Source organism: Flavisolibacter tropicus (genome assembly GCF_001644645.1).
Classification (GTDB): Bacteria; Bacteroidota; Bacteroidia; order Chitinophagales; family Chitinophagaceae; genus Flavisolibacter; species Flavisolibacter tropicus.
The window spans coordinates 5,422,231-5,437,867 of sequence record NZ_CP011390.1 but is presented as its reverse complement, the minus strand read 5'-3'; the positions used below and the strand labels follow the sequence as shown (position 1 = coordinate 5,437,867).

Annotated in this window: 7 protein-coding genes; 3 read left to right on the top strand and 4 right to left on the bottom strand. The window is 41.5% G+C overall.

Going from position 1 to position 15,637, the window contains the following annotated elements; translation table 11 throughout:
• Positions 1 to 269: 269 nt before the first annotated feature.
• Complete coding sequence (locus SY85_RS23080; protein WP_066408253.1) at positions 270 to 2,828, bottom strand: CheR family methyltransferase; 2,559 nt, start codon at positions 2,826 to 2,828, stop codon at positions 270 to 272.
• A gap of 419 nt (positions 2,829 to 3,247) precedes the next feature.
• Between SY85_RS23080 and SY85_RS23075 the strand changes: the two genes are divergently transcribed.
• From SY85_RS23075 to SY85_RS23065, 3 genes are all read left to right on the top strand, one after another.
• Complete coding sequence (locus SY85_RS23075; protein WP_066408251.1) at positions 3,248 to 8,623, top strand: PAS domain-containing sensor histidine kinase; 5,376 nt, start codon at positions 3,248 to 3,250, stop codon at positions 8,621 to 8,623.
• Between the two features lie 516 nt (positions 8,624 to 9,139).
• Positions 9,140 to 9,712, top strand: a complete 573-nt coding sequence (locus SY85_RS23070) for a cupin domain-containing protein (protein ID WP_066408249.1) — start codon at positions 9,140 to 9,142, stop codon at positions 9,710 to 9,712.
• A 4-nt stretch (positions 9,713 to 9,716) separates the two neighbouring features.
• Positions 9,717 to 10,781, top strand: a complete 1,065-nt coding sequence (locus SY85_RS23065) for a sensor histidine kinase (RefSeq protein ID WP_066408242.1) — start codon at positions 9,717 to 9,719, stop codon at positions 10,779 to 10,781.
• A 390-nt stretch (positions 10,782 to 11,171) separates the two neighbouring features.
• Here the strand turns inward: SY85_RS23065 and SY85_RS23060 are convergent, their stop codons facing one another.
• From SY85_RS23060 to SY85_RS23050, 3 genes are all read right to left on the bottom strand, one after another.
• Complete coding sequence (locus SY85_RS23060) at positions 11,172 to 13,736, bottom strand: family 20 glycosylhydrolase (RefSeq protein ID WP_066410089.1); 2,565 nt, start codon at positions 13,734 to 13,736, stop codon at positions 11,172 to 11,174.
• Between the two features lie 84 nt (positions 13,737 to 13,820).
• Positions 13,821 to 14,939: an alkaline phosphatase family protein gene (locus SY85_RS23055; protein WP_066408240.1), complete on the bottom strand. Its 1,119-nt coding sequence runs from the start codon at positions 14,937 to 14,939 to the stop codon at positions 13,821 to 13,823.
• A 291-nt stretch (positions 14,940 to 15,230) separates the two neighbouring features.
• On the bottom strand, positions 15,231 to 15,626 hold the full coding sequence (locus SY85_RS23050) for a hypothetical protein (RefSeq protein WP_148661267.1): 396 nt from the start codon (positions 15,624 to 15,626) through the stop codon (positions 15,231 to 15,233).
• Positions 15,627 to 15,637: the final 11 nt, after the last annotated feature.

The following is a 15,637-nucleotide window of genomic DNA, read 5'->3' as shown; positions in this document are numbered from 1 at the left end:
AAATTGAGCATTGAACATTTCCTTTCTTGTTCCTTGTTTCTTGCCCCTTGTGCCTTTCCTCCTTATTCATTCCTCATCACTCATCATTGAGCGTTGAGCATTGAACATTCCTTCTTTCTTCCTTTCGCATTTCGCATTTCCCCTTTCGAATTTTTCCTACTTCTTCCTTCTTCCTTCCTTGTTCCTTGTTCAATATTCTTTTCCCTCGGCTGTTTGGTTTACAGCGTGCAGCTTGCAGCTCCCTCCTCACAGCTCATAGCTTTCCTCTCCTACTTCTTATTATTCGCTCTTTGCGCCTGCCTAAACTCTGTAATATCTTCTATTGCAAGTAATATTAATTCTTGTCCATGAATACGCTGTGCAACCTTATGGGCGTTAATGATCAGGACCTTTTCACCAATATTTGGAAACTCGTGCACGATCTCATAACCAAAAAACTGTGTATTGGTGGGTATGATATCATGGAGCAACTTTCGGAGTTTAGGAATATTCCATTTTCCATTGCCTAGTTCAAAAATATAGCGGCCTTCCGCATCCTCTTCGTTTATTTTAAAGGTTTTATAAAACGCCCGGTTTGCTGTCTTCACCCGCAATTCTTTATCCAGTGTTAGTACACTCTCACGAATGATGTTGAACATGGCTTCAGAGTACTCCTGCACTTCAGCCAGTTGTTCATTGCGCATCTGCAGCTCCTGGTTAATTGTAATCAGTTCTTCATTAGAAGACTCAATTTCTTCTTTTGACGTTTCCAGCTCTTCGTTTATGCTTTGCAGTTCTTCATTACTAGATACAATTTCTTCATTAGCCGATTGGAGTTCCTCATTGGCTGCTTCCTGTGACTCTATGATAGAACGCATGTCTTCCCGTAAAGCCGTCAGTTCAGCTTCTAATTGCTTTACCCGCTTGTCCTTTACATCACCCAGCTCTTCATCATCAGGTAGAGAAAGTGCTGGCGTAAACAGCACCATAAAATAGGCATCCTCTCCTTCGGTCTTTATTGGTGTCGCTTCAATATTGATCCGTTGAATTTTATCTTCTATGTAAATCTCCATTCCTATTTTTCTAGCCGGAGCACCTGACATTTTAGCTTTGTGTACCAGGTTGCGCAGCTCAAAGCCTAAGCCTTGCCGGGCCATTTTCATAAGGTTAAGGCTGGCCTTGCCGGGTGAGGGCTCCAGATACAATCCCGTTGAGCCCCGGAACTGAAGAATATCCAGATCATTATTCACAACCACACAAGCGGGGGTATAAGTCTTTAGCAGTATATGATCTATTACCCGATCTAAGTCCACTTCATCATTTTTAACTTTTTGACTCATTTGCTTACGGGTTGTTCCAAACGACCGATCGGTTTCTGGAAAACGATAATTCATTTCAAACGCAGCCTTTGCCGTAGCATCTTTCTTTTTACTGAAGACCTTGAAATGCTTTTCCACCTGTGAGAAAAGATAAGCTGAGGCGCCAACTGTTTCTGACTTGCCCAGTACCAAATAGCCATTATTTAGCAATGAGTAGTGGAACGTAGCAATGATCTTTTTTTGAAGAATACTATCGATATAGATCAAGAAGTTGCAGCAGGAAATAAGATCCAAACGGGAAAAAGGCGGATCCTTAGCAATGTTATGTGTAGCAAACACACACATATCACGTATGCTTTTAATGATCCGGTAACTGCCATCTATTTTATTAAAAAAACGTTCCAGGCGTTTTGGTGAAACATCAATTACATCATCTTTGCTGTAGATACCCAACCGGGCTTTATTAATGGCCACTTCACTAAGATCGGTAGCAAATATCTGTACGGGCATGCTGGTCACTTTATCGCCCAGTGCTTCAATTAGCATCATGGCTACAGAATAGGCTTCCTGGCCGGTAGAACAAGCAGGCACCCAAATACGTATCGGGTCATTAATTGTTTTAGATTGGATGATCTTTGGAAACAAAGTATCCTTCAAATACTCAGAAGTGTCTGGATCCCTGAAAAACGTGGTCACATTGATCAGCAGGTCTTGATACAAGGCATTGGCTTCCCCAGAGTGCTTCTTAAGGTAATCCATATAATCTCTTAAGTTATCCAGCTTGTGCAGCATCATGCGGCGTATAATGCGCCGTTTGATTGTCGTCTTCTTGTAGCCGGAGAAGTCAACACCAATGTTGCGGTTGAGCAGGTTTAAAATACTTTTAAGTGACTCATCATTGTTGGAGATTGCGCCCTCGTCAAGCTCTTTCATAGCTGTATAGTAAATCTCCTTTTGATGCCCAATTTTGATCAGTTCCTCAGCAATTTCTTTTGGTGACAATACTAAATCCACCACTCCTTGTGAAATAGCATTTTTGGGCATGGTAGAGAAGTTGGCCGTGCCATCTTGAACAAAGGTCAGCCCGCCTCCCATTTTGATGGCTTTTAAGCCCAATGTGCCATCCACATCACTTCCCGAAAGCAATATGCCAATAACTTTTTCCTGCAATTGATCGGCTAACAAAGTAAAGAACTGACTTACCGGCATACCGGCATGCGGGCTTTCTGGCAGATTAACCATTGGCTTTAACACACCATCACTAAGCATCTGTGGCTTGTCGGGATCGATCACATACAAATGATCCGGCTTCACTTCTATATTTTCCTCGGCCTTTATCACCGGGATTTCTGTTGCGCCAGTTAATTGTTTAGCAGCATCACTCTCAATACCGTTTATCTGAAAATAAAAGAAAGCCATACCTGTATTCTGCGGTAAGTTTTCAAGCAAGGTCATCATGGCTTCCGTACCTCCATCTGCCGCGCCTATGGCCACTACGGGAAAGTCATGATTATTATTGGTGGATGGCATATAAAATATATTTTAATATGGTGTCCAAAAATAAGGGTAGGTTAAGGTATGAAAGTGAATACATTATAAGAATATAAACTACCAAAAAAGATACGCCTTACACCCTACCATAAAGGTATAGTATCTATATGTTGGAATAAAATGCAAAAGAAATCTTCGTAGTTACTGATTAGTTTAGTAATTTGATAAAAGAACGATTGTTAGCGAAGTTATCCACAGCCCTTTGTTTAACTATTTTTAAAACCAGTGATTCCAGTTATTAACAATTCGAAAATTGAATTGTTGGGCTAAACTGTAATTTGGTTTATCGAGTATATCTCATCCTATCCTTTTGTCCTATGAAATTACTAACGGGAAAAGTAAAGCGCCGGAACTAGCCTTATACTTTTCCAATAGAAATAAACAACATAGGAATAACTGTGCAAGAAGTTTTGGAAAGCCGCATGCATTCTTCTACCGAAGGATTCGACATAAGAAGAGTTGTTTTATTCATTGACTCCCACCTGATCCCCCTTTCTGGCACCTGGCAGTGGGATATGACATCTTTTGCCGTTTACTGTAGCGATGTTATGGCCGCCTTCCCCCTAACCTTCGAAGGCACTAAAGGAATTATACATCCTGAAGACCTCTCCGGTGTAAAGGCTGCTGTTGAACAAATAGAAAAGGTGAAACAGGTCAATCTAAAGTTCCGCATCATTACTACCTATGGGGAAATCAAAACATTAACTGGCCAACATATTTTTCTTTCAGAGCTTGCCCCGCAAGAACTGGCGCTACCCGACCATGAACAATTAAGGGCTATTACAGAACAAATAGAGCTGAGGAAAGAATTGGCCAGCCTCCGACAAAAAAACCTGGTATTTGAGGAAGCTGCTAAAATCTGCGGCAATGCCATTTGGTATTATAATAAATCAACGCAAGAGGTTTACTATTCCGACCAGATCTATTTATTTCATGGCCTGGCCCCTCAAAGTATCAACGCCCATTTAAACACCTTCACCCGGTATATTCATCCTCAGGATAGGGATGCCGTTCAGGAAGCTATTGAACAAGCGCTTACGGAAGAATTACCGTTACATCTGGAATACCGCATCTTAACGGAAAATGATGTGGAACGCTATTTAAGAAATGTAATCCAATGGACCTTTACGGATAACGGGCAAAAGCTATTACAAGGTATTGTACAGGATTATACCACGCAAAAAGAGTCTGAGGATTTCCTACAAAAGTTTAACCAGCAGGTTTGGTTTCTTAAAAAACGGTTGCAGTTTAGTGAGAGCAATAGTCATAGTGGTTTCTGGCAGCTTGACCTGGTAACCCGAAGGTTCACTCCTTCCAATAACTTCTATTATATATACGGCTTAAAGCCACAGCCCTTTAATGCAGGCTTATCGTTATTCATCAACTATGTACATCCCGAAGACCGTGAATTGGTAGACACCTTCTACCATAAATTAAAAACGGAACATAAAGCAGATGATATCGAGTACCGCATCATACGGCCCGATGGTAAGCAACGCTATGTCTCCTTACAGGCGAAATCAGTTATTGATGAAAATAAAAGACTGAGCCTTTTTGGTACCATCCAGGATATTACCCATATAAAATCGTTGGAAAAGAAGCTCCGTGAAAAGAATGAAAGCTACCAACTCTTTCAATACCGGCAATCTATAACGGAGAACCTGGCACATATAGGTACCTGGTGGTGGGATCATGCCACCAAAGAACATTTCTGGAGCGATGGTATGTACCAACTCTTAGGCCTCAAGCCTCAAAGTATTTTCTTAAACCAAAATTACCTGCTCAAACAGATTCATCCTGATTACAGAAACGCCTTTACCAACTCGCTGAATAGGACCCTGGAGGATGAAGAAGAAGCTAATTGTGAATTGGTAATCAGCAGCAACGGGGTTTCTCGTCGCGTTAAAGCGTTGTTCAAACTCTTACATTATGAAAACAAGCGCATCTTCATTGGCCTGTTTCAAGACATTTCCAAAGAACATCAATTACAAGAGGAGTTGTCAGAGCGCATTCAATTAGCCGACTTGCTAACCGAGCACCTACCTGACCGGATACTGATCACCGACAACGAAAACAACATTCTCTTTTGGAATAGGCATTGTGAGCGCTATTACAAACAAAAACGGGAATTGGTATTAGGCAAAAACTTCTTTGAAACCTTTCCAGCCTTACAGACAGAAGAAAAGATCCGCCAGTTTAACAACGTTTTGAAAGGCCATCCCTTTCACCAGACAGGAGCCCATACTGTGCTTACCAAAGATATTATGGACCTGCACATGCTTCCGTTATATGATGATAATAAAAACGTAGTAGGTATCCTTCATATTCTGCACGATGTTACTGAGGAGCATAAGCTACGCCAAAACCTAACGGAGCGGCTCCAGTTTATACAAAGTATGATTGAAGCCTCGGTAGACCGGGTAGTAGTGCTTGACCGCCATATGAACTATACCTATTGGAACAAGCGGGCTGAAGAATATTACAACCTACCAAAGGAAAGAGTATTGGGCAAGAACATACTGGAAGTTTTCCCTGCCTTTATTAACGACCCATCGTATAATGAATTCCGGAAAGCACTTCGTGGCGAAATCGTTTATATCCCTACTGATGCAACGAATATTGAAAATGCCCAGCAATATTTTGAAACCTACCTGGTTCCCGTAAAAGGTACGAACGACGAAGTAAGGTCGGTGCTATGGATCACACACGACCTTTCCCAGGAATACGAACTGATAGCGCAACAGCAGCGATCTGCAGATATTATTAACCTGGTAAATGCCATCTTTATCGAGACCGATCTGGAATACCGGTTCAAGTACATCAATAAAAAAGCAGAAGAGTACTTTGGAAGAACCCATGCCGAAATGCTGGGCCAGGTGTTTTGGGATATTGCGCCTGAAGCCATAGGCACAGAAGGTCATAGGGCCATTGTAGCCGCTTGTGAAAAAAGGATAAAAGTAGAGACGGAATACTTTTCGCAGCTATTTAAACGATGGGTATTTCTTTCGGCCACACCTTCTCCAGGTGGCGTCATCATCTTAATGTACGACCGGCAGGATATAAAAGATGTTCAGGAGAAACTACAAGCCAGCGAAGCCCTACTACAGCGCTCAGAAGAAGTAGCTGCTATTGGAAGTTATGAATTTGACCTTGCCACTTCAAGCTTCCGCTTTTCCAATGGCATGTTCCGCCTATTTGGAGAAACGCCCCAGTCGTTTGAACCAACTGTGGACTTTGTAAATTCCCGATCCTATCCCAGAGACATTGAGGAGGTAAACCAAATAATAGAACAAAGCATCATAGACAATCAACCCTACCACTATACACAACGCATTTATAATGCAAAGGGAGAAACGCGTACCATTGAAGTACATGGCAGGGTCATTTCTGATGAAGAAGGAAAGGCCATAAAGTTGATCGGGCTGGCGCAAGACATTACAGCACGCCTGGCCGCGCAGGCCGAGCGTCAGAAAAACCTGACCTTACTGCAACAAACGGAAGAAATAGCGGCTACAGGCAGCTGGGAATATACTATTGACACAGGCATTTTCTTATGGTCGGATGGTATGTATCAAATGTTCAATATACCACCTGGCACCCCTGTACAACCTGAGGTCTATCTTCCCATTTCTATACCAGAGGATGAATACAAAGCTCAGCGCATTGTTGACCATTTAACAAAACACTTCACCCCTTTTGAAGAAATACTACAAATACAAATAGCGGGTAAAATAAGAACGATCAAATGCAAAGGCACCCCTATTTATAACGATCAGAAGCAAGTGCAAAAACTGGTAGGCATAGATATGGATATTACCGACCTGGTAACAGCAGAAAATGAGATCCTAAAAGGCCAGCATTTTCTACAGCAGGTAACTGATACAGCACCAGATGCCATCACGGTATTTGACCTGAGCCAGAATAAAGCCAGCTACATCAACCCGCCAGTTATAGAAGGACTTTTGGGGTATAGTGTTTCGGAAATGAAAAAAATGGGGTTTGAAGGCCGCCTGAAAAAAATCATTCACCCCGAGGACCAGCAAGCGCTGGTTGACTTCAATAAGCATTTAAGAGAAGCTTCAATAGGAGAAGTTGTTACGTTAGAATATCGCGTGATAACCAAGAAGGGTAAAACCAAATGGCTGATCAATCGTGGTAAATCGTTCATTTCAAATGAACCCGGCCATCCTAAAATGATCTTATCTGTATTGCAGGATATTACCGTTCAGAAACAGGCTGCATTGGAGCTACAGGAAAACAGGCAATTCATGGAAGAAGTAATGAATGCCTCCTTAGACTTTATCATGGTATTTGACTTTACGGTAAACCGTATTACCTATGTGAGCCGCCAGGCTTATAAAGACGATGAAGCCCGCTACCTGGAAACCCTGCGCCTCTCCTACGATCAATTATTAGAACGTGTACACCCGGACGATCGGGAACACATGCACCAGTTCATACAGGCATTTAAAACACTACCAGACCAGGAAGTTCGCACCATCGACTTCCGTGAAATTATTGACGGCAAAGTAGTCTGGTTCCGCTCCAGGGGCAAAGTATTTAAACGTGATGCCAATGGACAAGTAATACAATACATTAGTGTGGTGCAGGATATCAGTAAAGAAAGAGCCCTTTATGATCAATTAGCAGAGCGCACTTCATTTGCCGAAGCGGTTGTTGAATCAAGCGTGGATGCTGTTATCGTATTGGATAAAGATTATCAGATTAAAACCTGGAACCGCCGTTGTGAAGAGCTTTATGGATTATCTATAGAAAATGCTATTAATAAAAACCTGATTGAACTATTTCCCCTGGTAGCCGAGGACGCTACGTTGATACATTCCTTTCAACGCGCTATTGCAGGCGAGTTTATGTATTTGCCAGCTAAACTGAGTGTCTATACCAATCGTATTTGTGAGTTCTTTTTTGTGCCGCTAAAAAATGAACAAAGTGAGATCTATGGAGTATTGATTGTCATACACGATGTGAGCCGCCAAGAAGAATATGCCAATGCCTTACAGGATATGAACCTGCTGCTGCAACAGCAAAATATTGAACTGGAACAACGCAATGAAGAAATATCCACGTTTGCCTTTGTAGCCTCTCACGATCTGAAAGAACCATTGCGAAAAATACATACGTTTAGTGATTGGCTTTTAGAGCGTGAGACTGAAAATCTTTCCACAAAAGGACAAGACTTTTTAAAGAGATTGAACCTTTCTGTTAATCGATTAAACATGCTGATCGATGATATATTAGTGCTGACAAAGATCCATACAGATACCCGAAACAATGAAGACATTAACCTGAATGAAGTTTTAAAGGCTGTAGAAGAAGACCTGGAAGAGATGATATCCAAAACAAGAACCTCTATTATTTCAGAGCCACTGCCTACCATAACCAGCAATCGCAATCAGCTTTTCTATTTATTCAAGAACATTATTCACAATGCTATCAAATTTCAAAAGCCAGGTAATAAACCCTTTATAGAAATCAGTGCAGACTTTGAGCGCAATGTTAATAATCCGCTTGCACAACCAAAACAGGAATATTTAAAACTGGCCTTTCATGATAACGGTATAGGGTTTGACCAGAAATATGAACGGAAGATCTTTAAGATGTTTCAGCAACTACATGCAAGGGGAGAATACTCTGGTACGGGTATGGGTTTAGCTATTTGCCGAAAGATCATGGAGAATAATAAAGGCTTCATTACTGTAGAAAGCATTCCTGGCGATGGTTCTGTTTTCTATTGTTATTTTCCAATCTATTAAAAGGAAAAATCCGAAATGGGAAATTCCAAATAACAAATAACAAATTCCAAACTCCAAATCCTATATGTAATTGAGGAAACCCTGCACCAATAAAAAAACAGATGTACACAACAGTGTGAAACCTATTGCTAAGAGGTGCTGGCAACAATTTTGCAGCATAATTCCGCAATCCTATACTTTACTTTAAACTTAACCATGAAACGAATTTTGATTTATGCAGCGTTGGCATTAGCCATATTAAGTTTTACCTACTAGGCTTCTATTAACTATTTGGTCTTTTTCTGCATGAAAACAGGGTATCCATTATAGATGCCCTGTTTCTTTTTTAATGATATATCGGTTGTCCTACTTAGGTACCATTACGCAATCAACTGCGTCATTGGAACAATGACATTAAAGGCTTTGTTTCAAGCTGTTATATCAAATGCTTACTGCTGCCAGTTCATGTACCAAATATGTCAGTTGACACCGCTTTAGAAAAGAAAGCTTATGTGATAGGATATTTTTACTAGGTATATGAACGAGCGCATCCTGGTCAATCCTGTTACTAAAGAAAAAGTGGAGGTACTAGCCATGGCCGCTGAAACGAATGGTGATTACAGTATGGATGAAGGTATTATGCTGCCCGATGGAACAAACTGCCTTCATTATCACCGCATACTCACACAAACGTTTACGGCCCTGGAAAAGCCACTTTATATCTATTTGGGTGGAAAGGACATCATCAAGTTAAGCCAAGGCGAAAGCTATACCATTAAACCGGGAGTGGTACATGGCATATTCAACCCTACTAAACATACCGTACGTTACAGACTGGTGACTACGCCAGGACATGAAGGGTTTGAAAATATGTGCCGTATTCTATCGGGCCTGGCCGATGATAATAAAGTAAATGCAGATGGAATACCGCACGACTATACTACCACTGCGTTACTAATGGAAATGGGCGATACTTATTTTATGAGCGCCCATACATTCATTCATCCTTGGGTAAAATGGAAGGCTAGGCAGGCGCGCAAAAAAGGCATTGCACAGGAACTTCTTTCAAAATATTGTCCAACATGGATTCAAAAGCCAAATAGCATTTAAGGACATGAGGTATTTCAAACTCAATAGAAAAGAGCAGTTTACCAACATGTCGTTGTTATCGTTGCTGGTATATATTGTTGGCTATTTACAGTTTGACAAAGAATACCTGCAAGACTTCAACCTGTTTCTTACGGTATATGCCTGCAACTTCATTATTGGGAATGTATTTGTGGCGTTGCTTTTTCAATTCATGTTCTATGTGCGGGACCGCTTTCCACATTACCACCAAAGTCTTCTACGTGCCTGTATTCTCATTTCTTCCTACGTAGTTATTACCACAGTGGCCATGTGGGCTGTTTTCTATACGTATGAATATACAGGCGTCTATGGCTTTACCGTAGATAGTACCAAGCTAAAGTGGGCCATGATCATCGGTATCCTGTTCGATGTTATCTACTTTGTGATCTTTGAGTCCTTTTATATCGAAAAACGCTGGGGCGATGATGTTAGAGAAAAAGAAGCCTTGCGACAGGCCAACTTAGTAAGCCAGTTTGAAAGCCTGAAGGCGCAGGTAAATCCTCACTTTTTATTTAACTGCCTTAACTCCCTATCCTCTCTTATTGCACAAAATCCCAACCAGGCGGAGGACTTTGTTGACGAAATGAGTAATGTATACCGTTACCTGTTGCGCAATAATGAGCAAGGCCTGGTTACAATAGAAACGGAGCTACAGTATATACGCTCCTATTTTCATTTACAAAAGACGCGCTTTGGCGACGCCATTTCGCTGGAAATAGATATAGAAGAAAACCGCTGGGACAGCCTGATTCCACCACTAACGCTACAAATGCTGCTGGAAAACGCCGTCAAGCACAATGTACTCAGAAAGGCCTCTCCCCTACGAATTGAAATAGCCAGCAAAGAAGGTCATCTAACGGTACGGAACAATATTCAACTCAAAAGCAAGCAATACATTATCTCCACCAAGATAGGCCTGGCCAATATTGCCAGTAAGTATAAGCTGTTACACCAATCTGACATCCTGATCCAAAATGATGGGAAATACTTTGAAGTAAGCCTGCCTCTCATTGAAAACACAGCTCATTTTAGTATTGATTTTAAATCCTAGGTTATACTGATCTCCATGGAAGTGTTTTGGAAATCCGAAAATAGAAATATCGAAATCCGAAAGTTGGATCAAATTCCAAATCCCAAACCACAAATTTCAAATTCTCCCTTCTGTGGTTCGTGTCTCACGAACCACAGAAGGAGTTTGGAGCGTGCAGCTTGTAGCTTGCAGCCTTCCTTTCACGTCTCACCTTTCTCGAAAGAGATATCTAACCGATACTTTCTCAAATCCCAAACTTCAAATTCCAAATTTCCTACATAAGAAAACCCCTGTAAAAACAGGGGTTTGATATTTTAAACACACATGAGAAAGCGCAAAGCTCCTCTTTATGTGTTACCTAACTATTATGCACTTGTTTATTTATTGTTAAGAGTCATAACTAACAGCGACTTACATTGTTTTTTGTAGACTAGGTGCAACTGTGCGCCCTGCCCTTCCACTTGGTGTAAATAAGCGAGCTCTGATAGTTCCCGTTGCCGGTACGGGTTGTGAATAACGTTTGCTCTTTAACGTTGGCTCACTGCCATCAGTCGTATAATAAATAGCAAAGCCAGGGATTTGCGTATTCATTTTTATTGTACCACCCTCGTTTACGATGCCTGGCGTAGGTATGCGGTATTGGAAACCACCTTTGAAATAATCCAGTCGTGGCAACTCACGCTTACCTAATACATTCACAAACTGCGACCAGGCCTGTGTATATAGTGCCTGCGCTTTTGTACTATCCTTTTCGGTAGCCCATGTAGGATCTTTACTCCAGGCACGCTCAGATAAACTTAGCAATTTAGGGAGCAACAGGTACTCCATCTTTGCCGCACTGGTTAATGTTTCAGCCCATAGTAAACCTTGTAAACCAGGTATCTGTTCTTTACCATAATCGGTCAATCGTGCTTTATTTTCAAAGAAGGACTGGTTTACTACATTACCATCAATATCACGAGTGGAGTTCTTGTAGTAATCAAACGGAATAAAATAAAAAGGCTTATCCATATCCAGGAAGCCCCCCCAATACTGTCCTGGCTCATCAAACTCCTTCTGGTAAGACAAATCGAAATACATATTGGAAACAGGCGATAAGATCACTTTATAACCTGCATTCGCCAACTGGTAAGGCAGATCTTCTGAGCCCCATCCAATTACATTATTCCATACGTCTACCTGAATATTGTTATGAACTAAAGTAGGGTTTGGAATGTACATGGCTTTGCCATCACGTTTTGTTTTACGCATGGCAATCTCTTCCCAGCCATACAACAACAATCCTTTACGCTTCAGCATGTCGTTGATATGACCAAAGAAGTAATACCATAAGTCATTCACTTCTTTTACACTAGAGTCTTTTTGCATCAATGCTTTTACCGCAGGCGATTTTGTCCATACACCTGCAGGTACTTCGTCTCCACCAAAATGGATACGCTCCAGCGGAGCATCAGCATCTTTATACATGGCGATCAACTCATCCGTTACCTTCTCCATGAAACGATAGGCAGAAGGCATCGCTGGGTTAATGACATTATTAGTCCAACGCTGCACAGAACGGTACTCCGAACTATCATTCAGATCGACCAACAGGTATTCAGCGGCTTCCTTAGGCTTGCCTTCTTTAACCAAGCGGTTGTAACGGGTGGTCATGGAAGCAATAGCTGCTCGTGCATGCCCTGGAGTTTCTATTTCTGGTATAACACGTATATGGCGTTCCTTGGCATACTTCAAAATATCGATGTAATCCTGCCGGGTATAATGGCCGGTACCTGAAGTATTAAAATCAGGCCCAGAACCAAAAGAGGGATGCAGGAAATCGCCATCCTTAGAAGCATGACCACGACGCCCACCAACAGAGGTCAATTCTGGTAAGCCCGGGATCTCTACGCGCCAGCCTTCATCATCACTAAAATGGAAATGGAAGACATTGAGTTTGTATAGCGCTAACAGATCCAGCGTCTTAAAGATCTCTTCTTTAGTTTGAAAGTTACGAGCCACATCCAGCATAAAAGATCGATAGGGAAAGCGCGGTGCATCAGCAACGGTCATGGCTGGTACTGCCAGACTTTTTTGTTGTGCTTTCCAGGCATTTACCGGTAATGCTGACTTTAAGGATTGTATGCCATAAAAGACGCCGACGGCAGAACCAGCTGTTATTGTAATAGCGGTTGAAGTCACCGTCAACTCATACGCCTCATTGGGCATTTCTTTATAGAGGAGTTGTATTTGCTTACCATTCGCATTACTAGTAGCCCTGCCGAGTTCGCCAATTAAAGGCTTTAGCTCCTGCTGCAGGTATTGTGCTTCCTTTTCAAACCGGTTGTCGGCAGTAATCTGCACCTTGTTATCCAGCAGAAATGAACCGTTACCCTCTGTGTAGCTTACCGGTGTAGGAAACACTTTCGGCAGACTATTTTCTGGCAGATCTACAATGCTTGCATTTTGTGCATAGATCCTTTCAGCAGTAACCCGTTCTACTTTATCATCGTTATACCGCATGTACTGCTTCCGTTGTGTGGTGGGTTTTACGGTATAGTTGGTAAGCGTGTAGCCTTTCTCAGGCATATCGTCCCAAACGATATATAAACCTCCGGGAGCATCTGTTATGTTTACTGCCCAGGCCCCAGCCACATAGGTAACAACCAGTGAATCTTTGGGCGCCAGTCCTTTAAATGCGGCAGTTGGCGTAAGACGGTAAAAATCACCGTTTATATGTTCTATCCTTACTTGAGGCGATACCGAATCTTTATAGATCAACCGGGGAAAGTTGAAGAATAGGCTCCAGCCGGTAGCGGGAAGGGCAACATTGCTGTTGTTTTTAAATGTAAACGCAGCCAGGAACTGGCGTTTACCGGCATAGTTGTTTTCAATCACCTCCCAGCTGGCTGCCAACTGCTGGTTTGGGAACGACAGCTTTTGAGCCATGGTTGTCAGCGATACCACTAGTGCAAATAATAGAACAGATAATCTCATAACTGTAATTGATGATCCGTCAAAAATAACATTAAAAAAGGCTATCATACTTTGATAGCCTTTTCCAACAAATCTTTACAATTACTATTTAGCAGCTAATAAGTTTTCGCCCTCAAAGCTAGTAACGGGTAGCATTTTGTGGCTAAAGGATCGTACGCCCAATAAATAGCCAACTGTACCTGCAATATGCTTTTGAAACAATTGCATATTCCCTTTTAATTCACCCAAGGCTTTTACCCTATAGCCTAGCAGCATGATCCAGGTTTGAGAAGACCCAGTTACGAATCCACTATGTTTAAACCAGGTATCTGTTTTATTTCCTCTGCCATGATCCGTTGTTATGATAAAAGTGGTGTTTCCTTTGTAGCAAGGCATGCTTTGTACCAGGGACCACAGGTCGGCAATGATGCGATCGGCCTGGTTAGCTTCTTTGAGATACTGGTCATACTTGCGTTGATGACCATAGCTATCTGTTCCTCCCAAACCAATATGCATCACCTTGGGTTTATTTTTTAAAATATACTCCCGGGCTGCCAAAAAGGTTAACAAATCGCTCCGTTCGTGTTGATCTTCAAATTGCGGTTGTGATTGTAACGCATTGAGTGCCATTTGCGTTTTGGTCAGCTCTCCCTGGGTATGTGGTTGATAACCGCAGTTGATATATACCTTACTACGTTCCTCATTTAAAATATAGGGAAAAACATTCCACGAAGAAAATGAGGCAACGTGGTTTTGATACTCGGGTATCTTATTTATGTATTCGAGCAGGTTAACATTTTTGTTCTTTATTTTTTTATTAGTGGAAACAAATGGGTCTGCTGCTCCGGTGAAAATTTCATTATACCCTGGGTACGATACGGCATATATATTCTTTGTATTTACTTTATTACCATACTTGCGGTTTCCAAACAACTGTCCCTGCTTAGCAATAACGCTCCATACAAAAGGCATCAGTTTTTCACGACGAACGGCGGGATCGGGATGCCAGTACAATGCTTTTGCATTAATAGAGTCTGTTGTAAATTCCGGATCGTTTAAAATAGCAGAATCTGCTCCCTTAAATAATTCCTGCCAGCGAAAGCCGTCTAGTGTTATGATAAAGACGTTGTTACCATTTGGCTTATCTACTACCTCCGTGCCATCGGCATGGCCAAGTCCTTTACTCCATAAAACCAGAAGACCCAAAACAAAGATGAGCTTCATAACGTGTGATTAGTGTTAGTCTAGATGTCGGCTAGTCTACATTAACTACTAATAATTCTATGCCATAATTGATGAAATAGGATTGCGGTAGATTAAAAGATGATTAAGAAAACCACCGATTAGCAGAATGCAATTTGGTTTATCAAGATTATACCCTCTGGGAGTATCTGTTTCAGGTCATCCTGAACTTATTTGTATTCAAAAATGTGAAGACATGTTTGCCAATTTTTATAAATACCTATTTGTCACTCTAACGAAATAACCAACGTCTATTGAGAACTTCTTATGAGACTATTCCACTTCCGTAACAGTTAGCTTTTCTTCCACGTGGAAAGCAATTACAAAGGTCTTGCGTTGAATGCCTTCCTTGGTTGTAGTTTCAAAATGAATTTTTCTAGCGCCTTCGGTTTTTATCTTAAAACGTTTTACACCAACGAGGGACTGCACTTTCTCGTCAAACAAGGTATTACCAAACTCATCAATAATGCGGAAGCGACCTGCATTATCGTTATCGAAGTTTACATCAAACAACAACATATCCTCCACCTTGCCTACATACCGAATAGAAAGTGGCGGTTGTTTTTCATGAAGAATAGCCGCCTGAAGTGTATTGATACTGGCAGGCACTGTTACCATTAGAAAAAGACTTAAAAAGAATTTGCTCATGATACTGTTTAGCGATTTCATATGCTTGAGGT

Coding starts and splice junctions, on each gene's coding strand:
- SY85_RS23055 (WP_066408240.1), bottom strand. CDS start 14,939: ATGAAGCTCATCTTTGTTTTGGGTCTTCTGGTTTTATGGAGTAAAGGA.
- SY85_RS23050 (WP_148661267.1), bottom strand. CDS start 15,626: ATGAAATCGCTAAACAGTATCATGAGCAAATTCTTTTTAAGTCTTTTT.
- SY85_RS23060 (WP_066410089.1), bottom strand. CDS start 13,736: ATGAGATTATCTGTTCTATTATTTGCACTAGTGGTATCGCTGACAACC.
- SY85_RS23080 (WP_066408253.1), bottom strand. CDS start 2,828: ATGCCATCCACCAATAATAATCATGACTTTCCCGTAGTGGCCATAGGC.
- SY85_RS23065 (WP_066408242.1), top strand. CDS start 9,717: ATGAGGTATTTCAAACTCAATAGAAAAGAGCAGTTTACCAACATGTCG.
- SY85_RS23070 (WP_066408249.1), top strand. CDS start 9,140: ATGAACGAGCGCATCCTGGTCAATCCTGTTACTAAAGAAAAAGTGGAG.